Raw genomic sequence first — 21,676 nt, forward strand, 5'->3', positions numbered from 1 at the left:
GCCGCGGGTTACGCTCGGGCCATGCCTCGTCCATCCAAGAACAGTTCCGCCAAGGCAGAGCCGGCTGCGCCCGGCAACGGCAAGTCCGACCGGCTCGACGCCCGCATGCTCGAAGCCCTGGTCGGCTACAACGCGCGCCGCGCCTGGCTGATCATCAGCGGCGTATTCGCCGAACGCATGGCGCCTTACGGGCTCAAGCAGATCGACTTTTCGGTGCTCTCGCTGCTGGCGCACAACCCGGGCGCCACGTCGCGCCAGCTGTGCAACACGCTCGACATACTGCCGCCCAACCTGGTGAGCCTGGTGGCCACGCTGGACAGCCGCGGACTCATCGAGCGCAAGCCGCATCCGCACGACGGCCGCGCCGTCGGCCTGCATCTCACCGAAGCGGGCGACAAGCTGATCCGCGAGGCCGAGCAGACGGTGATGCAGCTCGAGGCCGATGCCAGCGCACGGCTCACAGCGCGCGAGCGCGAAACGCTGATCCGGCTGCTGCAGAAGATCTACCTGTAGCCCTCTGCCTCCGGGAGGTTCCAGCTAGAGGCCGCGCTCCACCATGTCGATCAGGCGCTGCCCGAGCGCGTGGGCCGCTTCGGCGCCAATGCCTTTCAGCGGCCCGTCGATGATCAGCAGTGCCAGCCCGTGCACGGCCGACCAGGCCAGGTACTCGGCATCAGGCCGGCGCGAAGCCTCGAGCGCGCCCGCCTCCACGAGCCGGTCGATTGCCGCGCCCAGCAACTGAAAGGGCCCCATCCCGCTGGCGCCCACGCTCGCCGGGCCCACCTCGCCTTCGGCATCTTCGGACGAGACCACGAAAGCCGTGCGAAAAAGCCCCGGCTCGGCCTGCGCGAAACGCAGGTAGGCCGTGCCGATGGCCCGCACCTGCGCCCGCGCGAAGTCCAGGGGCGGCTGCTCGCGAGGCAGCACCGCCAGTTCCTTTTCCATGGAGACGGCAGCCGCAGAGAGCGCGGCCGCCCGCACCGCCAGCAGCAACTCGCGCCGGCTCGCGAAATGCCGGTACGCCGCGTTGGGCACCACGCCCGCGCGCCGCGTCACCTCGCGCAGCGCCACCGCATCGGGGCCGCCGTCGCGCGCCAGCTCCACGCCCGCTTCGAGCAGCGCCCGTCGCAAGTCGCCATGCCGGTAGGTACTTCGGGCGGCAGGCGGAACGGGGGCGGGCGGAACGACGGGGGGGCTCATCGGAATCTCCATGTGGACAGTGTCCATTATGTCTGCTATTCTTTGTGGACGGTGTACACAAACTAGGTATTCCGTATTCGCGCAGGTCTTCTGCGCACCCTTTCCTCCTCAGTCCAAAGGATCTGCCATGAAAGTCCAGTCTTATCTGTCGTTCGAAGGCCGCTGCGACGAAGCCATCGCGTTCTACAAGAAGGCGCTCGGCGCCGAAGTCGTGCAGCTCATGCGCTACAGCGATGCGCCCGAAATGCCGGCGGGCGAAGCCGAAGCAGGTTGCGCCGGCGGCATGCCCGCCGCCGACAAGGTGATGCATTCCGTCTTGCGCATCGGCGAAACCGAGCTGATGGCTTCCGACGGACGGTGTTCCGGTCAGGCGGAATTCAAGGGCATCATGCTCGCCCTCAGCGCCAGCACAGACGCCGAGGCGCGCCAATGGTTCGACGCGCTGGCCGATGGCGGCCAGGTGATGCAGCCACTGACGCCGACGTTTTTCAGCTCCAGCTTCGGCATGCTCACCGACCGCTTCGGCATCGGCTGGATGCTGGTGGTGGACTCACAAAAGTAACCGCCGAAAGGAAACACCATGTCTCCCATCCACGCTTACCTCACGTTCGACGGCAATGCAGCCGAAGCCATGCGCTTCTACGAGAAGACGCTCGGCGGCACCATGCAGATGATGATGACCATCGGCGAAGCGCCCGATACCGGGCAGATGCCGGACGACGTCAAGAAGCGCATCATGCATGCCTCCCTTGCCTACGGCGATGGCATGCTCATGGCCTCCGACACCATGCCCGGACAGACCTACGAAGGCATGAAGGGCTTCGGCGTTGCGCTGACGCTCGAGACCGTTGCCGAAGCGCGCCGCGTGTTCGACGCCTTCGCCGAAGGTGGCACCGTCTCCATGCCTTTCGAGAAAACCTTCTGGGTCGAAGGCTTCGGCATGGTGACCGACCGCTTCGGCACGCCGTGGCTCATCAACGGCGGCAAGCCGCTGATCTGAGTCCGCGTCACTCGCAATCTGCTGCAGGGAATCACTCTTCATGACCGACACACTCGACAACAACCGCAAGCGCTGGCTCGCATTGATGGTGCTGTGCCTTGGCGTGCTGATGATCGTGCTCGACACCACGATCGTGAACGTGGCGCTGCCTTCGATCCGCACCGACCTGGGCTTTACCGAGACCTCGCTGGTCTGGGTGGTGAACGCCTACATGCTGACCTTCGGCGGCTTCCTGCTGCTGGGCGGGCGGCTCGGCGACCTGTATGGGCACCGCAGGCTCTTCCTCATCGGCCTTGTGCTCTTCACGCTTGCGTCGCTGGCCTGCGGCATTGCCAATTCGCAAGGCGTGCTGATTGCGGCGCGCGCGGTGCAGGGGCTGGGCGGCGCGGTGGTCTCGGCCGTCTCGCTTTCGCTCATCATGAACCTGTTCACCGAACCGGCCGACCGCGCGAAGGCGATGGGCGTGTACGGCTTCGTTTGCGCGGGCGGCGGCAGCATCGGCGTGCTGCTGGGCGGGCTGCTCACGAGTTCGCTGAGCTGGCACTGGATCTTTCTGGTGAACCTGCCGATCGGCGTGGCGGTGTATGCGCTGTGCGTGGCGCTGCTGCCCAACGCGCGCGGCCAGGCGCACGGCGAAAAGCTCGACGTGGCCGGCGCCGTCACCGTCACGCTGTCGCTCATGCTCGCGGTCTACGGCGTGGTCAACGGCAACGAAGCCGGCTGGGGCTCCACGCAAACGCTGGGCCTGCTCGGCGCTGCGGTGGTGCTGCTCGCGATCTTCATCACCATCGAGGCGCGCGTGCAGCATCCGCTGATGCCGCTGGGCCTCTTTCGCCTGCGCAGCGTGTCGGTCGCCAACGTGGTGGGCGTGCTGTGGGCGGCGGCAATGTTCGCGTGGTTCTTCATTTCCGCGCTCTACATGCAGCTGGTGCTGAACTACACGCCGATGCAGATCGGCCTCGCCTTCCTGCCGGCCAACATCATCATGGCGGTGTTCTCGCTCGGCCTCTCCGCCAGGCTGGTGATGCGCTTCGGCATCCGCAAGCCGCTTGCGGCCGGACTCTGGCTCGCGGCCATCGGCCTTGCGCTCTTCGCGCGTGCGCCGGTCAACGGCAGCTTCGTCGTGGACGTGCTGCCCGGGATGATGCTGCTCGGCCTGGGCGCGGGCATGGCGTTCAACCCGGTGTTGCTCGCGGCCATGAGCGAGGTCGACCCGGCCGATTCGGGACTTGCCTCGGGCGTGGTCAACACCGCCTTCATGATGGGCGGCGCACTCGGCCTTGCCGTTCTGGCCAGTGCCGCAGCGGCGCGCACCGGCTCCATGCAGGCAGCCGGGGCGCAGTTGCCTCTTGCCCTCACCGGCGGCTACAACCTTGCGTTTCTTGTCGGCGCCGTGTTTGCGGCGGTGGCGGGATTGCTCGGGGCATTGCTGCTTCGCACCGCATCTCCGGGCTCCACTCAGAACGACAAGAACAACAGCAACAACAGAAACAACAACGAAGAGGCCGCGGCATCCGCAAGCACGGCAAACCGTGCAGCGGCATCTTGAGGGCTCGCCCGTTCGGCGGCCCGCTTTTCTTTTCTACTTTCCGTTTCTTTCAAGGAGACTTCCAATGGCTCGCTATGTCGATGGCTTTCTGGTTCCCGTTCCCTCGAACAACGTCGAGGCGTATCGCAAGCTGGCGCGCAAGGCCGGCAAGATCTGGATGGAATACGGCGCGCTCGAATACGTGGAGTGCATTGCCGACGATGTGAAGCCCGGCAAGTTCACTTCGTTTCCGCAGAGCGTGAAGCAGAAGGCGGACGAAACGGTGGCCTTCTCGTGGATCGTCTACAAGTCGCGCAAGCACCGCGACACGGTCAACGCCAAGGTCATGGCCGACCCGCGCATTGCCGCGATGGACCCGAAGACCATGCCCTTCGATGCGAAACGGATGATCTTCGGCGGGTTCAAGTCGATCGTGGTGTTCTGACCAGGCGCGCCGGGCTCAGGCAAGAAACCCGTCGTAGACGAGCTTGAGCCCGGTCAGCAGCATGCCGAGGTACAGGAAGCGGTAGAACCATGTGGCGCTGATGCGCCGCGCAATGCGAATGCCGACCCACACGCCGAGCGGCGCAAGAGGCATCAGCACCGCCGACGTGGCCAGGGTGCGCAGGTCGATGAGGCCGAGCCATGCGTACGGAATCCACTTGCTCAGGTTCACCACGAAGAAGAAGTAGGCCATCGTCGCCGTGAACACCACCGGCTTGAGCCGCAGCGGGATTACATAGGCGTTGATGGGCGGCCCGCCGGCGTGGGCAATGAAGCTCGTGAAACCCGAGACCGCGGTGAGCGCCGCGCCCACGGCGCGCGAAGGCAGCGGGTCGTCCGGCTTGGGCGGAAACACCAGCCGCTGCGCAAGAAACAGCAGCGTGAACACCCCCACGATGCCCGCCACGGTGGGCGCCGAAAGCGTTCGGAACAAGAGCGTGCCGATGACCGTGCCGAGCAGCCCGAACGGAACCAGGAACTTGAGCAGCGCCCGGTCGAAGTCGCGCCGGAAGGCGGCAATCCCGAGCAAGTCCATCAACAGCAGCAGCGGCATCAGGATGGCCGCGGCCTGCGGCACCGTGACCGCGAGCGCCATCAGCGGCACCGCGAGCGAACCGAAGCCGGCGCCGAACCCGCTCTTGCTGATGCCGAGCAACAGCACGGCCGGAACGGCAACCGCATAGAAGTGCGGATCGGTGATGACAGGAAAGAGCATGGAAGGCTGCGCAGAAAAAGCCCGCCGTGTGGCGGCGCAGAAAAAAGCCCGCCGTGTGGCGGGCGGTGCAAGCGTAGCAGGACGGCGCCGGGCCTGCAGGATTCTTCGGGCACCTGTGCAAACGTGTGCGTAAACGCACAGCCGCGCCGGCCGCGGCTGCGCACACTGGAACCGCAACCGCCGCACTCCGAGGCGGGCTTTCAACTTTCCTCAAGGATCTGCCATGAACACCCAGGCCGTAGCCGCCGACTCCGCGCGTGCGCCGATCGCATCTTCGTTCGCTTCTCCCTCGCCCGCCACGCTGGACGATTCCGGCAAGCTGCTGCTGCGCGTGGCCATCGGCGTGCTGGTGCTGCTGCACGGTATTTTCAAGATTTCGGCCGGCGTGGGCTTCGTCAGCGCCATGCTGGTGAAGGCCGGCCTGCCGGGCGGGCTGGCCTACCTGGTGTACGTGGGCGAGATCGTGGCGCCGCTGCTCATGATTGCCGGCTTCTGGACCCGCGCCGCCGCCGGCGTGGTCGTCATCAACATGCTCGCGGCCTTTGGCCTGGTGCACATGGCCGACCTGTTCGCCCTGACCAAGCAGGGCGGCTGGGCGCTGGAACTGCAGGGCCTGTACCTGTTCGGCGCGCTGGCCGTGGTGCTGCTGGGTGCGGGCCGCTTCAGCCTGGGCGGTTTGCGCGGCCGCTGGAACTGATCCGGCCAGGCCGCTGGCTCAACCCGCGTCGCCGCGCACTTGCGACACCATGCGCTCGAGCCGCGCGGCGTCGGCCACCAGCAGGGCCTTGCCGTCCTTGCGCAGCACGCCGCTGCGCACCAGCACATTGAGTTCGCGCGTCACCTGCTCGCGGTTGGTGCTGATCTGGCTGGCCAGGGCCGCGTGCTTGGGCGCCGGGTCGAGCCTCGACTGGTTGCGTTCCACGCCCGCGATTCGCGCGAGCCGCAGCAGCTCGGCATGCAGGCGGTTCTGCACACCCAGCGTGCTCAGGTCGATCACGCGTTCCGACAGCTGCCGCACCAGTGAAGCGAGCCGCTGCATCACGCGCTCGGCCACCACCGGCTCGTCGCGCAGCAGCGCCATGAAGGAAAGCCGGTCGAGGCTGGCGAGGACGCTGGGTTCGAGGGTGACCACGTCGGCGGAGCGCGGCCCGCCGTCAAGGGCGGCAATGTCGCCGAAGTGCTCGCCCGCTTCCGAATCCCTGAAGGTGACCTGTCGGCCGTTGGCCGAATAGGTGGTCACCCGCACCCGCCCCGAGACCAGCAGGAACACATCGCCTTGCTGCTCGGCGCGCAGCAGCAGCGGCTTGCCGGCCTCCACGCTGTGCCACAGGCACTGCTGCGCGAGCAGGTCCAGGCGCTGGTCGGAAAGCCCCTCGAGCAGCGCGATGCGGCGCAGCGCAAGGCTGGAACGGAGAGTGGTCGAAGGAGTGGTTGGGGCCATGCCGGGTGAGAGGGGCGCGCGCATTATGCTCGGGTGCCCCTTCGAACCCGTTCATGGACAGACGTTCCCCCCAAGCCCTTTTTTTGCCGAGACTGCCGACCCGGCGCAATCTCCGCTGGGCGAGCGGGCTGGTGCTGATGGCCTATGTGACGGCGCATTTGCTCAACCATTCGCTGGGCATCGTCTCCTTTGCCGCGGCCGAGACGGTGCTGCGCGGCGTGCAGCACTTCTGGCACAGCCTGCCGGGCACGCTGCTGCTGTACGGTGCCGCCACCGTTCACCTGGCGCTTGCCGTGGCCGCGCTGTGGGAGCGCCGCACGCTGCGCATGCCGCCGCTCGAAGGCCTGCGCATATTGCTGGGCTTCGCGCTGCCGCTGCTGCTGATCGCCCACGTGACGGCCATGCGCGGCGCCTACCAGGCTTACGGCATCGAAGGTTCCTATGCGCGCGTGGTTTGGGGCCGGTGGAACCTGCCGGGCGCCACGGCGCAGTTCACCATGATGTTCGCGGCCTGGATCCACGGCTGCATCGGCATGCACTTTGCGCTGCGGGCACGGCCGGGCTACCGCCGCTTCTCCCATCTGCTGCTTGCCTTGGCAGTCGTGCTGCCCCTTGCCGCGGCGATGGGTTTCGTCTCCATGGGACGCGAGTTCCAGTGGACCGGCGTGCCGCCCGCGGTGGTGCCGAACGCGGCGCAGGGCCGCACGCTCGACGCCGTGGAAACCGGCATCGAGGTCTTCTACGCACTTGGCCTGGCCGCCCTGCTGGCGGCCTTTGGAGCACGCCACTGGCTGGCGCGCCGGCCGCGCGGGCTTTCGGTTTCGCTGCGCTATCCGGGCCGCACGGTACAAGTGCCGCGCGGCTGGAGCGTGCTGGAAGCGAGCCGCTCGCACGGCATCGCCCATCTTTCGGTGTGCGGCGGGCGGGCGCGCTGCTCGACCTGCCGCGTGCGCGTGCTCGGCCCTGCCGAACACATCGGCGAGCCGGGCCGTGACGAGCAGCGAACGCTGGAGCGCGTGCGTGCGCCCGGCGACGTGCGGCTGGCCTGCCAGCTGCGGCCCCGCGGCGACATCGAGGTCACTCCGCTGTTTGCGCCGCCGCCCAACGGCGGCCGGCCCGCGCCGGTCAGCAGCTTCGGCCGCGAGCACGACGTGGCCATTCTGTTCGTGGACCTGCGGCGCTGGTCGGGCCTGTCGGAGCGGCAATGGCCGTTCGACCTGGCCTATGTGCTCGACCGCTACTTTGCGACGGTGGGTGCGGCCGTGCGCGAAAGCGGCGGCGTGCCCAACCAGTTTATCGGCGACAGCGTAATGGCGATCTTCGGGCTCGAGACCGACCTGCCCACCGCATGCCGCCAGGCACTGCGCGCGACCGAGCTCATCGGCGAGCGCATGGACGCCTGGAGCGAAGGCTTCGAGGCGCAATTCGGCCAGCGGCTGGACTTTGGCATGGGCCTGCACGCCGGCCGTGCGGCCGTGGGTGAGGTGGGCTACCTGGACACGACCACTTTCACCGCCATCGGCGAAGTGGTCAACACGGCAAGCCGGCTGCAGGACCATTCCAAGGCCGCCGCATCGCGGCTCGTGGTTTCGCTGTTCGCGGCGCAGCAGGCCGGCCTGGCGCATGCCGCGGAGCAGGTCGATACGCTGGTGGTGCGCGGGCGCTCCGAACCACTTGCGGTGATCTGTTCGCAGCACGCCCCCTTGGCAGCGCCCCTGTAGCAGTTGCCAAAAGCGGTGCGCAAACGCACAGCGCAGGCTGCGGCGCGGTTTCACACTGCATCTGTGGCAACGACGAATGTCCGCCGACCACACCACTTTCAGTCAAGGGGACTCTCACCATGAACACGAAGCAACTCATCGCCGTTTCCGCCGCCGCACTCGCCATGCTGGGCGCCGCGGGTGCACATGCCGAAACCTACGAAGGCGTGCAGGCCCTCACGTCGTACGCCAACCGTGCGGACGTGCAGGCCGAAGCCGTGGCCGCCGCACGCGGCAGCAACACGTATTCGGACAGCGCCGCCGAAGGCGTGGTGGCCGTCCAATCCTCGCTCGACCGCAATGCGGTGCGCGCCCAGGCCGTGGCCGCCGCGCACGATCCGCTGCAAAGCCTGGACCGCCGCGCCTTCTATCGCGACCAGGTGCCATCGGCCTACAGCAAGCCCGCCGTTTCGTTCACGCAGCAAGCCGGCCTGTAAGGCAACCGCTCAGGCCCGCGCCACCTTCACGGTGGCCGCGCCAGCGGCTTCTTCGATGGCATAGCGCACCGGCAGAAAGCGCTCGATCACCGCGCAGTTGGTTCGCGTGTGCTCCGTTACCTCGCTGCAGGTGAAGGCGGCCGCACCGCCGCTTTGCCATGCCGCCAGGCCCAGCAGCAGCGCCAGTTGGTCGGCCAGGTGCGGCCCCACGGCCGCCTGGCTCTTCTGGAAGTCGCGCAGCTCCCTCACCAGCGCATGCGCCACCTGCTCTGCGCTGAGCGTCTTTTCGCCGAAGGCCGTGAAAACCTCGGTCGCGTGCTCGTAGGCCAGCGTGGCGAGCAGCGCGTTGCCCGGCCCTTCGTTCTGCCGCGCCGTGCCGACGCGCAGTTGCTCGCCCGACCAGCCCATCGCCCTGCCCAGCGTTTCCAGCTCGCGCGCGGCAATGTGCCGTGCGAGCCCCGGCGCCAGGCACTCGGCGTGGCCCGACAGCAGCGCGCCGCGTTCGACGAGGTCGAAGGGCTTCAGCCCGTCAGCCGACGGGACGATGGTCGCATCCACCTCGCCGCCGCCGGCGGGATAGAAGCCGCAGCGGCGCAACACCAGTTGCAGGTCCGCGCCCAGGCGGCGCACCAGCGGCGCAAAGGCGCGCTCCAGAAAGTGGAACGGCGGCGCCATTGGGTTGTGCGTGCCGCCGCGCAGCTGCACTCGGCTCGGCGTGCCGGCCAGCAGCAGCGGTGGCAGTACCGTTTGAAGCACCAGCATGCAGCTGCCCGCGCTCGCAATCGTGAAGCTGTAGTCGCCCGCGCGCACCGGGCCGGGCACGAACCGCAGCGATTGCGATCCGAGCTCGGCCCCTTCGACCTGCGCGCCACTGATTTCCGCCGCGGCGTTGACGCACGCGAGATGCTGGCGCATCAGGCCCGGCTTGGCGCGGCCCGCGCGAATCTTCTCGATGGCGACGGGCTGGCCCGTTACCACCGACAGCGCGAGGCTGGTGCGCAGGATCTGGCCTCCGCCCTCGCCTTGAGAGCCGTCGAGTTCAATCATGCGCGACCTCCTTTCTTCAGTGCGGACGCGGCCGCGTCGAAGCGCAGCACCGTCTCGCAAAGAAACGCATCGAGCCCGGTGCCATCGGCCTGCGGCAGCGGCGTGACGGGTTCGGCCGCGTTGGCCGCCAGTTCGCTTTCGATGAACGCATGAATGCCCGGCCAGCGCGGGCTGGTCGCGGCTTCGCCGGCGCGCATCTTCACTTCGAGCAGCGCGTTGATTTCTTCGATCAACGCGGCGTCGCGCACGGGGTCGAGCGTTTTCTGCGCCAGGTCGGCAAAGCGCATCGGCGGCACCCCGGGCTGCGTGCGGATCCACCGCGCGGCCAGCAGCGGGCGCAGCACGTACAGGTATTTCTTGTAGCGCACCTCGTCGGCCTGCAGGTGCTCGCGGAAGTTCTTCTTTGCCATCGACGCGTAGTGATGCCAGCCGCGCGCGTTGGAGAACACCGCTTCGGAGAGCGCACGAAAACGCGGCATGGCCGCCTCGTCTTCGCGGTACACGACCGGCGAGCGCAGCCATTCGAGCAGCGTGGGGTTCGACTCGCGCATGAGGCCCAGCGCCTTGCGCAGGTCCCAGCCGTTCACGTCCAGGTCGCCACTGATCGGCAGCTCGATCACGTCACGCCGCGGGGTGACCGTGAGGTACCACGGCAGACGGCTCACGTAGATGAAGCGCACGTCGTAGTCGCTGTCGGGCGAGGCAAAGCCCCAGCCGCGGCTGCCGGATTCGCAGGCGAACAGCACCGTGACGTCGTGGCGCGTTTCGATGTCGCGCAGGGCATCCATGATCTGCACGCGCATGGCGGGATCGATGGGGTGCGCCGAGCGCAGGAATTCTTGTTCTTTGTTGCTCATGAATAAAACTTCTTCTTGCCGGCGGATTTTTTCATTCATCCGATCGGCCACGGGTGACAGCCACGTTGCCGGCGCTGTCGAGTTCAAAAACGTCCAGGTCGTTGGCCAGGAACGCGTGGCCGCTGTAGTGGGCCTGGGTTTCCGCCATCAGCGCCGCCATTCCCTCTTCGTTCTGGTGGCGCGGACTCACGTGCGTCAGCACCAGGTTGGGCACTTTGGCGGACTGCGCAAACTCCGCCAGCAGGCGCGCGGAGCTGTGCATGGGGCCGGGCCCGACCTTGTCGAGCGCTTCCTGCGTGTAGGTGGCCTCGTGCACCAGCAGTTGCGCACCTTCGCAGGCCGCGCGCAGCAGCGCGGGCTCGGCGTTGTCGCCTCCCAGCACGGCGCTTGCCGTGTCGATTTGCGTCTCGGCAAAGTCGGCACTGCGCAGCACCGCGCCGTTGAAAGGTACGTCTTCGCCGTTCTGCAGCGCGCGCCATGCGGGGCCGGGCGGCAGGCCGGCGGCACGCAGCGCATCGGCCTTCAGCCGCACGCGCCGGGTTTCGACCTGCACGCGGTAGGCGTGGCTGGGTACCCGATGCCGGAGTACGTGGCGTTCGATGTGCAAGCCCGGGGCTTCGTACACCAGCGCGTCGGTTTCCAGATCGACATGCTCCACTTCGTACGGCAGATGCAGGTCCGTCAGCCGGCGCGTGGCTTCGAACCACCGCCACACCGGCAGCGGCGCGATCAGCTTCAGCGGCTTGGTGCGCTTGCCCATGCCCGCGCTGGCGAGCAGGCCCGGCAAGCCGTAGCAATGGTCGCCGTGCACGTGCGTGATGCAGACCGCCGCCATGTCATGCAAGGACAGCCGCGTCTGCTGCAGCCGGTGCTGCGTGCCTTCGCCGCAATCGACAAGGAACCAGTCGGCGCCGAGCACGGTCTGCACCGCAAGGCCGGAGACGTTGCGCTGGCGCGTGGGGACTCCTGAGGACGTGCCCAGGAAGGTGAGCTTCAACATTCCCCGCTCTCCTCCTCGGCCCGGCGCGCCAGTGCCTTCGTTGCGGCATCCGCTGCTTCGCGTTCCCACGTTCCGTAGCTGCTTGTCCGGTTCGCTGCAAATGCCTGCAGCCGCTCGATCTGCTCGGGCCCGCCCCACTGGCCCATGACTTCGATGGCGACCACGCGCAGGCTGCGCCACTTGCTTTGCAATGCAGCCTCCGCCTGCGCGAGCGCGTCGGCGCCGGGCTCTTGCATGGCGAGCGCACGCAGCCGGCCTACCTCCTCGCCCAGCAGGTTGGCACCTTCGTTCCGAAGCGCCGCATCGCGCAGCGCCCGGCGGGCCTGCCGGCATGCACGGCATCGCACGGCGTGGCTGTACACCGAGCCTTGCGCAACCTCATGCCACCACTTCTGCTGCTTCGCCGTCCACACCTCCTGGGCGTGGCAATCGCGACAAGTGAAAGCCTGGTCGAGGTAGAAATCCGGCACCTCGCCGAAGGTGGTGTTGTAGTGCGCAAGCCGCGACTTGTCGGCCATGACCATGCCAGGCACGAGTCCGCCCGCCGAGAGCTGACGGGCGTCCTGCGTGCGCAGCTGCGCCTTCAGCGCGGCTGCGCGTTCGAGGCGGTGCGCCTTGATTTCGGCGCGGCGTTGCTTGTTGCTTTTCATTGTTGTTTACTCGATTGCCGTTGCACACGCCCGCGCCCCTCGTCCTCGGACCAGCGCGGGCTTCTAACCCTTCACGCAAACCACCTGCTTGAGCGTGTAGACCACCTCCACCAGGTCCTTCTGCGCTTCCATCACCGCGTCGATGTCCTTGTAGGCCATCGGGATCTCGTCGATCACGTCGGCGTCCTTGCGGCATTCAACGCCCTCCGTCGCGGCGATCTGGTCGGCAATGGTGAAGAGCTTCTTCGCCTTGGTGCGGCTCATCTTTCGACCGGCGCCGTGGCTGCAGCTCATGAAGCTCTCGGGGTTGCCCTTTCCGCGCACGATGTAGCTCTTGGCCCCCATGCTGCCTGGAATGATCCCGAGCTCGCCCGCCTTCGCGCTCACCGCGCCCTTGCGCGTGACGAGCACGTCTTCGCCGAAGTGCGTCTCGCGGCTCACATAGTTGTGGTGGCAGTTCACCGCTTCCACATGCGCCTCGAACGGCTTGGCGATGACCTTGCGCGCGGCCGCGACCACGCGCTGCATCATCACTTCGCGGTTGGCACGCGCGAACTTCTGAGCCCAGCCCACCGCGCGCACGTAGTCGCCGAAGTACTTGGCGCCCTCCTCGAAGTACGCCAGGTCCTGGTCGGGCAGGTTGCGCTGGTGCAGCTCGGCGTCCTTCTTCGCGAGTTCGATGAAGTGCGTGCCGATGGCATTGCCCACGCCGCGCGAACCCGAGTGCAGCATGAACCACACCGCGCCCGCCTCGTCGAGGCACACCTCGATGAAGTGGTTGCCGGTGCCCAGCGTGCCCAGGTGCTTGTGGTTGTTGGTGTTCTTCAGGCGCGGGTAGTCCTCGCAGATCAGGTCGAACTCATCCACCAGCCTGGCCCAGGCCGCATCGGTTTCGTCGGGCGGCGTTTCCCACGAGCCCTTGTCGCGGCCCATGCGCTTGGGGTTCGATCCGTGCGGCACGGCCTTTTCGATGGCCGAGCGCAGCGGGCCCAGGTTGTCGGGCAGGTCGCGCGCGTTCAGCGTGGTCTTGCACGCCATCATTCCGCAGCCGATGTCCACGCCCACCGCGGCCGGGATGATGGCCTTGAAGGTCGGAATCACCGAGCCCACGGTCGCGCCGATGCCGTAGTGCACGTCGGGCATGGCCGCGATGTGCTTGAACACGATGGGCAGGCGGGCCGCGTTCTCGAGCTGCTTTTGCGCCTCGTCTTCCACGGGCACGCCGTTCGTCCACATCTTGACCGGGACGCCGTCGGCTACTTCATGCAGTTTGTAGTTCTGTTCCATTTTCTTTTCTCTCTGACTGTCTATCTATCTATTCTTACGACTGAATGGTGGACACGGTGGGATTCGAACCCACATCAATACGGCGACCATGGTGTTTGAGTCCGATGGCCCAGTCGACGATTGGAAACGCGCGCCAGTGACAGACCCGTCATCGGAGCCAGCACCTGCATCCTCAACCTTGCCCGTCAACCGGCTTTCCCGCCGCATCCGGTGCTACCCGGACTGCCGGCAATAACAACATTTTTGGCAGTGGCGCTCCCTTCTGTGCCTGCGTGCCCGATATACAAAAAAGAGGTGACGAGGAGCGACGGGTTGTGTACTGAGCTATCTGCCGAAACAGACCGGAGATTGAACCCGGGACCTCCATGGCCGAGACCATGACGCTCTATCCTGTAAACCCGCCTGCATTCACCTCAAAACAAAAAAAGCAGCGACAAAAATCGACGAAACAGTCGTGCTCTACCACTGAGCTACGGCCTTGCGACCGGCGGGATTCGAACCCGCGACCGCGAGATTAAAAGTCTGTAGTTCCGCCAGCATTCGCTGCAAAAAACAGTGCGACGAGGATGGCAAGACGTAGACCACGCCGGAGAACCGGCGCCGGGAGTCGAACCCTGGTCGCACCAATGTAGTCCTGCCTGCATTCGCACAAAACCGCTCTCATCCCCGTTCGGCGACAAACAATCGATGCGAGGAAGAACATGGTTGGATGTACTCGCATCTGCATTCGCCGAACGACGACGTTCAATTCATTTCGAGTCGGGCACCACAGGCCGAAGCCTGGGGCGTCCTCTCTTTTTCTTCTCTCAGATCGAAGTCTCTTCGATCACACCCACCCAGTGCTCGGCGCCCAGGCCGCCCGCGGCATACACCGCCAGCAGCTTGAACACTTCGTCGCTGAAGCCGCCGATGTTCAGCACATCGTCGCGCTCCTGCGCCTGGGTGGTCGCATAGGGCTGGATGTCGATGCACACCAGCCGCGCCTTCGGATTGCGCTGCTTGAACGCCTCCCACTCCTGCATGGTCGCGGTTCCACGGCCACGTGCAGCATCGGCCCACGATTCGTTGTCCGACACCAGCACCACCAGATCGGCTTGCGCCTTCTCCTTGTTCAGCAGCGCCAGCGGCGCGCTGCAAGAAGTTCCGCCGCCGCCCACCGCCGCCAGCTTGGCCGCGTTGGTCATCACCGAATCGCGTGGATTCAGCTTCAGCGGCACCACCTTCGTTTCGAAGGGCAGCACACGCGCATCCGCATTGCGGCGCAGCACGGCGGCAGCCACCAGCGCGGCCACGTCGATGCAGCGCACCGCCGAAGTCGCCGAACCGCGGTGGCCCGTCACCGGCGAGCTCATCGAGCCCGACACGTCGGGGCACACCATCACACGGCCCTCGAACACCGGCACGTTGGCCAGCGCGAGTTCCATCGCGTCCTGCAGCGCCTCTTTCACCGCGTGCGGCACCTCGGCGCCGGTTGCGGTGTAGGCCGCCATCAACTGGTACGGCAGCACGCGCGCCTTGGCCACGGCTTGTGGGTCACGCAGCTTGGCAGCCACCGCTTCAGCAAGACCGGGCAGCTCGAACACGCCGTGGCGCGCAAAGGTGTTCAGGTTCTGACGCAACATCTGCCACGATCCACGCTGCGCGATCTGCGCCCAGGCCTGCGCGTCCAGCTCCAGCGCGGTCAGCATCTGGAACGGCACATCAGGCACCGCTTGCGCACGGTCGCGCTTGAAGCGTTCGAAAGCCTGCGTCAGCGGAGGCAGAGCCTCCAGCGCATACGGACGATCGATCAGCCATGCGAACCATGCGGCGCGCCAGGCTTCGGCGGGCTTCGGGTGAACCATCTTCACCACGTCGGCCAGCGAGGGCGTGTTGCCCACGGCAGCGTTGAGCAGCTGCGCCTCGGTTGCTTCGAGCAGCCATTGCTGCACGAGCTTCTTCGGTCGCGTGCCGAGCGACTTGCGGCCCACCGCGCCGGAACGCAGCATCTGCACGAAGTTGCGCAGCATCTTGCCGTTGTCGACCACGCGGCCGAACACCTTGGCGAGCAGTGCCACGTCGCGCACCGCCAGTGTGGCGGCCAGCAGCGCGGGCATGTCCTTCATGTGGCCGGCGCCGCGTGCGTACATGGCCGTCTTGGCGACGAACACCGGATCGACTTCACGGGCCAGTGCCAGCACGGTGTCGAGCTGGTCCTGCGCCTGTGCATAGAAGGTGCTGTTCAGGCAGCCGGTGGCCGCGAGCTGCGCCAGCTGGTGCTTGGGCGACAGCGCGTAGGCTGCGCCGCCCGCTTCGTTGGGCGTGTTGGCCGAAGGCAGCAGCGCGCCGCGCAGGGTCTGGAAGAGTTGAAGGTTGGCCATGTGACTTCTCCTTGTGGCGTTCTTTTTGTTCGTTCGTTTTCTTGGATGTGTGCTCCTTATCGCAACGGGTGTGCCAGCCGGCAGTTTCGTAGCGCCCTCTGAATTCAAGTTGTTGATTTGAAAGATATTTTTATGATTTCCCGCTGCTCATCCCAAATTCAGCGGGCTTAAACGGACAGAGGTTCTTATAATTTTGGATAGTTTTTTTATCCAGAAAATGAAGAGATCCACCGTTGTCATCGGCTTTCTCGGCACCCAGCTCGACGCCGGCCAAGGCACCGGCCGCTGGGAGAAGTGGCGCCCCACCGTCTCGCTCGCGCAGCACGAGGACATGGTCATCTCGCGCATGGAGCTGCTCTACACGCTCAAGCACACGGCGCTGGCCGAGGTGGTCAAGGCCGACATCGCCACCGTCTCGCCGGAGACCACCGTCAACCTGGTGCCGCTCGACCTGGCGGACCCGTGGGATTTCGGCGAGGTGTACGCGCGCCTCTACGACTGGGCGCGCACCTACACCTTCGACACCGAACGCGAGCAGTACTGGACGCACATCACCACCGGCACGCACGTGGCGCAGATCTGCATGTTCCTGCTGGCCGAATCGCGGGTGATTCCGGGCGTGCTGGCGCAGACCTCGCCGCCCAAGCGGCAGCGCGCGGGCAACCCGGGCGAAGTAGCGCTGATCGACCTCGACCTGTCGCGCTACGACGCGATTGCGCGGCGCTTCGATGCCGAGCAGCGCGACGCGGTGGCCTTTCTGAAGAGCGGCATCGCCACGCGCAATGCGCGCTTCAATGCGCTCATCGACGAGATCGAACGCGTGGCGGTGCGATCGCGCGCGCCGATCTTGCTGGTGGGGCCGACCGGTGCGGGCAAGTCCTTCCTGGCGCGGCGCATGTTCGAGCTGAAGCAGGCACGGCACCAGATGACGGGGCCGTTCGTGGAAGTGAACTGCGCCACGCTGCGGGGCGATGGCGCCGCATCCACATTGTTCGGCCACAAGAAGGGCGCGTTCACCGGCGCGGCGGGCGAGCGCGCGGGCCTGCTGCGCACGGCGCACCAGGGCGCGCTATTTCTCGACGAGATCGGCGAACTCGGCCTCGACGAACAGGCGATGCTGCTCAAGGCCATCGAGGAGAAGCGTTTCTTCCCGGTGGGCGCCGACAAGGAAGTGGAGAGCGACTTCCAGCTCATTGCCGGTACCAACCGCGACTTGCGCAGCGACGTGGCGGCCGGTCGCTTTCGCGAAGACCTGTTCGCGCGCATCAACCTCTGGACCTATGACCTGCCGGGCCTGGCAAAGCGGCCGGAAGACATCGAGCCCAACCTCGACCACCTGCTGGCCATTCACGCGGCCGAAAACAACCGCGTGGTGCGCTTCAACGCCGAAGCCCGCGCGGCCTACCTGCGGTTTGCGCAAAGCGCCGAGGCGCTGTGGTGCGGCAACTTCCGCGACCTGTCGGCCAGCGTGACGCGGCTGGCCACGCTGGCGGACGGCGGGCGCATTCCGGTCGCGCTGGTCGAAGCCGAGATTGCACGGCTTCGTTGGCTATGGAACCGCGAGAGCCCGAAAACCGATGGCAGTGGCGCCGAGGACGTGGACCTCGACGCATTGCTGGGCGATGAACGCGCGGCGGCGCTCGACCTGTTCGACCGGCTGCAATTGGAGGCGGTGGTGCGCGTGTGCCGTGAATCGCGCAGCCTGTCGGACGCGGGGCGGCAGCTTTTCCAGGCGTCGCGCGCGCAGCGCAGCGTGGTGAACGATGCCGACCGGCTCCGAAAGTACCTCGCGAAGCATGGGCTCGAGTGGAGCCGCATTGCCGCGGGCTGAGCTATCCTCCGCCGCAACTCCGCCGCAGTGGCGACACCCCGCGCATGACACCCATGAACTGGAAGCTGGCCTTGCTCGCGCTGCCCGTGTTCCTCACCGGCTGTGTTCAGTCGATGTTCTATTACCCCGACCGGGTGCGCTACGAAACGCCCGATGCGCTGGGGCTGCGATATAAAGCGGTGCAATTTGCCAGCGCCGACGGCACGCGCCTGAGCGGCTGGTTCATTCCCGCCGCAAGCCGCCAGAACCCGAAGGATGCCAAGGGCACGGTGGTGCATTTCCACGGCAACGCGCAGAACATGTCCGCGCACTGGCGCTTCGTGGCCTGGCTGCCGAAGCAGGACTTCAACGTGTTCGTGTTCGACTACCGCGGCTACGGCGAGTCCGAAGGCAAGCCGGAACCCAAGGGCGTGTTCGAGGATTCGAATGCCGCGCTGGACCATGTGCGCACTCGCGCCGACGTCGACCCCGAGCGCCTCTTCGTCTTCGGCCAGAGCCTGGGGGGCACCAACGCCGTGGCGGCGGTGGGTTCGGGCAACCGGGCCGGCGTGAAGGCGGCGGCCATCGAATCGACGTTTTATTCGTACTCATCGATTGCCAGCGAGAAGCTGCCGGGCGCAGGCCTGCTGGTAACTGACGACTACGCCGCATCGAAGTACATCGCCGACATTTCGCCCATTCCGTTGCTGCTCATCCATGGCACGGCCGACGCAGTGATTCCGCATTCCCATTCGCGCCGCCTGCTCGAGGCCGCGCGCGAGCCCAAGCGGCTGATCGAAGTGGCCGGTGCCGCTCATCTGGAGCCCATGACCCATCGCTTCGGCACCACTTACCAGCGCGCGCTGGTCGAATTCTTCGACGCCGCGCTGCAACCACGGCAACCATGAAGCACTTCGACGAAACCGCCACCCGCGAGCCGCTCGCTTTTGCACGGCTCGTACCCGCGCTGCGAGCCGCCTTCGCCGCCGAGGCGCAGGTGCCACCGCGGCATGTGCACAGCATCGAGACGGCCGGCGGAAACAAGGGCACCGTGCTCATCATGCCGGCATGGAGCGATGCGGGATTCCTCGGCATCAAGACCATCAACGTCTTTCCGGGCAACGGCGCGCGCGGCCTGCCCGGCCTGCATGCCACCTATGTGCTGTACGACGCGCGCACCGGTGTGCCGCTGGCGATGATGGACGGCAACGAGCTCACCGCGCGCCGCACGGCGGCCGCATCGGCGCTGGGCGCAGCGTTTCTGGCGCGGGCTGATGCACGCCGGCTGCTGGTGGTGGGCACCGGCCGCATCGCCAGGCTGCTGCCCGCCGCGCATGCGAGCGTGCGGCCCATCGACGAGGTGCAGTTGTGGAACCACCGGCCCGAAGGCGCCGAGGCCCTGGCCGCGCAGTGGCGCGAAGAGGGTTTGAATGCCCGTGCCGTCACAGCGCTCGAAGCGGCCGTGCGGCAAGCCGACATCGTGAGTTGCGCCACTCTCGCGACCGAGCCGCTGGTGCGCGGCGAATGGCTGAGCGCGGGCTCTCACCTGGACCTGATCGGCAGCTTCACCCCCGCCATGCGCGAGGCCGATACCCGCTGCTTTGCGGGCGCACGCACCTTCATCGACACCACCGAAGCATTGCAGAAAGCGGGCGAGCTGCTCGATGCAATGGCGGTCGGCACGCTGCGCGCCGATGAGGTGCAGGGCACGCTCGCCGCACTCTGCCGGGGCGAATGTGCGGGCCGCACAAGCAGCGGCGAGCGCACCGTTTTCAAGGCCGTGGGCAGCGCGCTCGAAGACCTGACCGCCGCCACGCTGGTGTGGCGGCATGCCGAATCGACGCCAGCCTAAGGCTTAAGGCCTAGAAAACCGCGGCTGTTTGCCGGCATGGATAGCCATTTACTGACAAGCACATACGTCAAGCGGCTGATGGCACGCGTCTTGCGCCATGGCTAATCTGATGCCCATATTCCAGAGGCCAGCCGCATGCTCACCATTCTTCAGAAAGCCACCATCCTCAGCAAAGCCGGTTTCGAGGTTCCCGCCTGCCCGGCCGAAGACCCGTCGGCAAACTCGACCAGCGTGGTTTCGCAAAAGATGCACGAATGGGGCAAGGCCATCGAGACGATGTACGTGGCCTACGTGGCAGCCCGCGCGGCCAAGAGCCTGCGGGACGCCGAAGAGTCGCGCCAGACGGACATGCTTCGGCGGCTTTCGTTGACCGCCTGGGCTGCGTAAGGCGCATTCGCCCTTTCGCCAGCCGCCCGGGCCGCGTCAGCGCTCAGCCGAAGGTGAACGCGTAGGCCTGCGCGCCCGCGTCCAGAAACTCGATCTCGAACAGCCTGTCTTTCCCGTCAGCCCCATTGGTGGCCTGGCGCACCAGCTGATAGAGCTTCTGCGCATCGACAACCCCATAGCCCTGCGCGTCGGTGTCGGCACCGTGATCCGCAAGCGGCGGCTTGCCATCCACCAGCACCCTGAATCGCACCGGCTTGCCGTTGGCCGTGGGGCCGAGCACCAGGTGCAGGTCGCGCGCCTGAAAGCGATAGGCGATGCGGCCGTTCGCACTGTTGAGCACCGCGCGCTCGGCCTCCACGGTCCAGTCGCCGGCCAGCGCCCACTGATTGGTGCGCAGCGAAGAAGCCGCCTGGTAGACCTTTGCATGATCTCGCACCACACCGCCGGGCGAGGCAAAACCGTGTGCGCGCTCGTGGCCCAGGTAGGTTTCACCGGACAAGGCGGGCTGGGTGCCGGGCTGCGCCTGGGTACCCTGGCCTGAGGGAGCGACCAGCCCGGCAGGGACGCGAGCCCGTCCGGCCTCGGCCAACAGTTGCTGGATGACTTGTTCGGCCTTGTCGTAGCGGCCCTCGCCGAACTGGTGGTAGCGGACACGGCCCTCGGCATCGACGAAGTAGAACGCGGGCCAAGCGCGGTTGCCGAAGGCGCGCCAGATCGCGAAGTCGTTGTCCGTGGCTACGGGAAAGCCGATGCCCAGGTCCTTGGTCGCGCGGCGCACGTTGGCCGCGCGTTTTTCGAACGCGAACTCCGGCGTGTGGACGCCCAGCACGACGAGGCCCGCGTCCTTGTATTTCTCGGCCCATGCATTCAGGTAGGGCAGCGTGCGCAGGCAGTTGATGCACGAATAGGTCCAGAAGTCGACCAGCACCACCTTGCCGCGCAGGGCCTCGGGCGCGAGCGGCGGGGAGTTGATCCATTCGGTGGCGCCGGCCAGCGAGGGAAAGTTGCCCTCGACCCTGAGTTCGCGCGCAGGCACGGCGGCCGGGCGGTTGTCCGACACCCGCACGAAGCCCGCGTCTTCCTGCGCGGCAATCGGCTCCCCGTGCGGCTTGCCGGGCTTGATCTTGTCCACCAGCGCCTGCTCCAGCGCCGAGGTGGTGCCGACCGACAGGCGCGCGAGCAGGCCGGTGTCCAGCCCCAGCGCGATGGCGCCCACGCCCACCAGCACGGCCGCGCCGGCGGCTCGCCGCACCCATTCGCCGCCATGCAGAGACCGCTTCATGACTGAGAACACGCGCCCGCCGAACAGCAGCGCGGCCGCCAGCGACGTGCAGGCACCCGCGGCATAGGCCAGCAGCAGAAGCGAGGTACCCACGCTCGCGCCATTGAGCGCCGCGCCGGTCAGGATAAGGCCGAGGATCGGGCCCGCGCACGGTGCCCAGAGCAGGCCGGTGCCCACGCCCAGCATCAGCGGGGAAAACACCGCGCTCGGCGCCGCATTGCCTTGCGGCTCGGACATGCGCATGCCCAGCGCCACCAAGGGGCGGGTCATGCGGTCGGCGACGCTTGGAAACAGCAGCGTCACCCCGAACAGCGCGAGCAACGCAATGGCTGCATAGCGCCCGTACTCGTTGAGCGTGACGATCCAGCCGCCGCCCACCGCCGCCAGCGTGGCAACGGCGGCAAAGGCCAGCGCCATGCCCACCAGCATCGACAGGCCGTGCGAGCGAAACGGGCGGTCGGCGCGCGCAAACACGAAAGGCAGCACCGGCAGGATGCAGGGGCTCAATATGGTGAGCACCCCGCCCAGGTAGGCGATGAGGAGGATGAGCATGATCGCG

At 66.8% G+C, this 21,676-nt stretch carries 22 protein-coding genes; 12 read left to right on the forward strand and 10 right to left on the reverse strand.

The annotated features are described in order from the left end of the window. The first annotated feature begins 21 nt into the window (after positions 1 to 21). Positions 22 to 513: a MarR family winged helix-turn-helix transcriptional regulator gene (locus V9K97_RS10670; protein ID WP_258502284.1), complete on the forward strand. Its 492-nt coding sequence runs from the start codon at positions 22 to 24 to the stop codon at positions 511 to 513. Positions 514 to 537: 24 nt separating this feature from the next. Here V9K97_RS10670 and V9K97_RS10675 read toward each other — a convergent pair whose 3' ends face one another. Continuing rightward, positions 538 to 1,200 carry a TetR/AcrR family transcriptional regulator gene (locus V9K97_RS10675; RefSeq protein WP_258502285.1) on the reverse strand — a complete coding sequence of 221 codons (663 nt, stop codon included), beginning with the start codon at positions 1,198 to 1,200 and terminating at the stop codon, positions 538 to 540. 127 nt (positions 1,201 to 1,327) lie between these two features. Here V9K97_RS10675 and V9K97_RS10680 point away from each other — a divergent pair, with 127 nt between their 5' ends. The 4 genes from V9K97_RS10680 to V9K97_RS10695 all read left to right on the forward strand — a co-directional run bounded on the left by V9K97_RS10680 (position 1,328) and on the right by V9K97_RS10695 (position 4,173). After that, a complete protein-coding gene (locus tag V9K97_RS10680; protein WP_126747087.1) occupies positions 1,328 to 1,762 on the forward strand; it encodes a VOC family protein in 435 nt (144 codons plus the stop codon). A gap of 18 nt (positions 1,763 to 1,780) precedes the next feature. Beyond that, entirely contained in the window at positions 1,781 to 2,200 is a 420-nt protein-coding gene (locus tag V9K97_RS10685) for a VOC family protein (RefSeq protein ID WP_337296896.1), read from the forward strand. 40 nt (positions 2,201 to 2,240) lie between these two features. Beyond that, a complete protein-coding gene (locus V9K97_RS10690; RefSeq protein WP_337317931.1) occupies positions 2,241 to 3,749 on the forward strand; it encodes a DHA2 family efflux MFS transporter permease subunit in 1,509 nt (502 codons plus the stop codon). 64 nt (positions 3,750 to 3,813) lie between these two features. Then, complete coding sequence (locus V9K97_RS10695) at positions 3,814 to 4,173, forward strand: DUF1428 domain-containing protein (RefSeq protein WP_337317933.1); 360 nt, start codon at positions 3,814 to 3,816, stop codon at positions 4,171 to 4,173. A 15-nt stretch (positions 4,174 to 4,188) separates the two neighbouring features. Here V9K97_RS10695 and V9K97_RS10700 read toward each other — a convergent pair whose 3' ends face one another. Next, positions 4,189 to 4,947 carry a sulfite exporter TauE/SafE family protein gene (locus V9K97_RS10700; protein WP_258502288.1) on the reverse strand — a complete coding sequence of 253 codons (759 nt, stop codon included), beginning with the start codon at positions 4,945 to 4,947 and terminating at the stop codon, positions 4,189 to 4,191. A 223-nt stretch (positions 4,948 to 5,170) separates the two neighbouring features. Between V9K97_RS10700 and V9K97_RS10705 the strand changes: the two genes are divergently transcribed. Then, a complete protein-coding gene (locus V9K97_RS10705) occupies positions 5,171 to 5,644 on the forward strand; it encodes a DoxX family protein (protein ID WP_258502289.1) in 474 nt (157 codons plus the stop codon). Between the two features lie 18 nt (positions 5,645 to 5,662). On the opposite strand, the gene V9K97_RS10710 is transcribed toward V9K97_RS10705, so the two are convergent. Beyond that, on the reverse strand, positions 5,663 to 6,412 hold the full coding sequence (locus V9K97_RS10710; RefSeq protein ID WP_337317935.1) for a Crp/Fnr family transcriptional regulator: 750 nt from the start codon (positions 6,410 to 6,412) through the stop codon (positions 5,663 to 5,665). Positions 6,413 to 6,441: 29 nt separating this feature from the next. On the opposite strand from V9K97_RS10710, the gene V9K97_RS10715 reads away from it, so the two are divergent. Both V9K97_RS10715 and V9K97_RS10720 read left to right on the forward strand, forming a co-directional pair. Next, a complete protein-coding gene (locus V9K97_RS10715; protein WP_337317937.1) occupies positions 6,442 to 8,109 on the forward strand; it encodes an adenylate/guanylate cyclase domain-containing protein in 1,668 nt (555 codons plus the stop codon). Between the two features lie 119 nt (positions 8,110 to 8,228). Further along, positions 8,229 to 8,585, forward strand: coding sequence for an alpha/beta hydrolase (locus tag V9K97_RS10720; protein ID WP_337317938.1), 357 nt, complete (start codon positions 8,229 to 8,231; stop codon positions 8,583 to 8,585). Between the two features lie 9 nt (positions 8,586 to 8,594). On the opposite strand, the gene rtcA is transcribed toward V9K97_RS10720, so the two are convergent. The 6 genes from rtcA to V9K97_RS10750 all read right to left on the reverse strand — a co-directional run bounded on the left by rtcA (position 8,595) and on the right by V9K97_RS10750 (position 15,786). Then, the gene (gene rtcA / locus V9K97_RS10725) at positions 8,595 to 9,632 is read right to left on the reverse strand and encodes an RNA 3'-terminal phosphate cyclase (protein WP_337317939.1); all 1,038 of its coding nucleotides are present in this window, start codon (positions 9,630 to 9,632) and stop codon (positions 8,595 to 8,597) included. Next, on the reverse strand, positions 9,629 to 10,489 hold the full coding sequence (locus V9K97_RS10730; RefSeq protein WP_337317941.1) for a nucleotidyltransferase domain-containing protein: 861 nt from the start codon (positions 10,487 to 10,489) through the stop codon (positions 9,629 to 9,631). Before V9K97_RS10730 ends, rtcA begins: the two co-directional genes overlap by 4 nt. A gap of 31 nt (positions 10,490 to 10,520) precedes the next feature. Next, entirely contained in the window at positions 10,521 to 11,489 is a 969-nt protein-coding gene (locus V9K97_RS10735) for a ribonuclease Z (protein WP_337317942.1), read from the reverse strand. Then, on the reverse strand, positions 11,483 to 12,139 hold the full coding sequence (locus V9K97_RS10740; RefSeq protein WP_337317944.1) for a zinc-ribbon domain containing protein: 657 nt from the start codon (positions 12,137 to 12,139) through the stop codon (positions 11,483 to 11,485). Before V9K97_RS10740 ends, V9K97_RS10735 begins: the two co-directional genes overlap by 7 nt. 63 nt (positions 12,140 to 12,202) lie before the next feature. Further along, on the reverse strand, positions 12,203 to 13,426 hold the full coding sequence (locus tag V9K97_RS10745; RefSeq protein WP_337317945.1) for an RtcB family protein: 1,224 nt from the start codon (positions 13,424 to 13,426) through the stop codon (positions 12,203 to 12,205). 806 nt (positions 13,427 to 14,232) lie between these two features. After that, on the reverse strand, positions 14,233 to 15,786 hold the full coding sequence (locus V9K97_RS10750) for a vWA domain-containing protein (protein WP_337317947.1): 1,554 nt from the start codon (positions 15,784 to 15,786) through the stop codon (positions 14,233 to 14,235). 217 nt (positions 15,787 to 16,003) lie between these two features. Between V9K97_RS10750 and rtcR the strand changes: the two genes are divergently transcribed. The 4 genes from rtcR to V9K97_RS10770 all read left to right on the forward strand — a co-directional run bounded on the left by rtcR (position 16,004) and on the right by V9K97_RS10770 (position 19,835). Next, positions 16,004 to 17,617, forward strand: a complete 1,614-nt coding sequence (rtcR, locus tag V9K97_RS10755) for an RNA repair transcriptional activator RtcR (protein WP_337317948.1) — start codon at positions 16,004 to 16,006, stop codon at positions 17,615 to 17,617. Between the two features lie 44 nt (positions 17,618 to 17,661). Continuing rightward, a complete protein-coding gene (locus tag V9K97_RS10760; RefSeq protein WP_337317950.1) occupies positions 17,662 to 18,504 on the forward strand; it encodes an alpha/beta hydrolase in 843 nt (280 codons plus the stop codon). Beyond that, on the forward strand, positions 18,501 to 19,448 hold the full coding sequence (locus V9K97_RS10765) for an ornithine cyclodeaminase family protein (RefSeq protein ID WP_337317952.1): 948 nt from the start codon (positions 18,501 to 18,503) through the stop codon (positions 19,446 to 19,448). The genes V9K97_RS10760 and V9K97_RS10765 overlap by 4 nt, the downstream gene beginning before the upstream one ends. A gap of 135 nt (positions 19,449 to 19,583) precedes the next feature. Then, complete coding sequence (locus V9K97_RS10770) at positions 19,584 to 19,835, forward strand: hypothetical protein (protein WP_258502308.1); 252 nt, start codon at positions 19,584 to 19,586, stop codon at positions 19,833 to 19,835. Between the two features lie 43 nt (positions 19,836 to 19,878). On the opposite strand, the gene V9K97_RS10775 is transcribed toward V9K97_RS10770, so the two are convergent. After that, a complete protein-coding gene (locus tag V9K97_RS10775) occupies positions 19,879 to 21,669 on the reverse strand; it encodes a cytochrome c biogenesis protein DipZ (protein ID WP_337317954.1) in 1,791 nt (596 codons plus the stop codon). Positions 21,670 to 21,676 lie beyond the last annotated feature (7 nt).

It is taken from the genome of Variovorax sp. CCNWLW186, from assembly GCF_037203865.1.
Lineage (GTDB): Bacteria > Pseudomonadota > Gammaproteobacteria > Burkholderiales > Burkholderiaceae_C > Variovorax.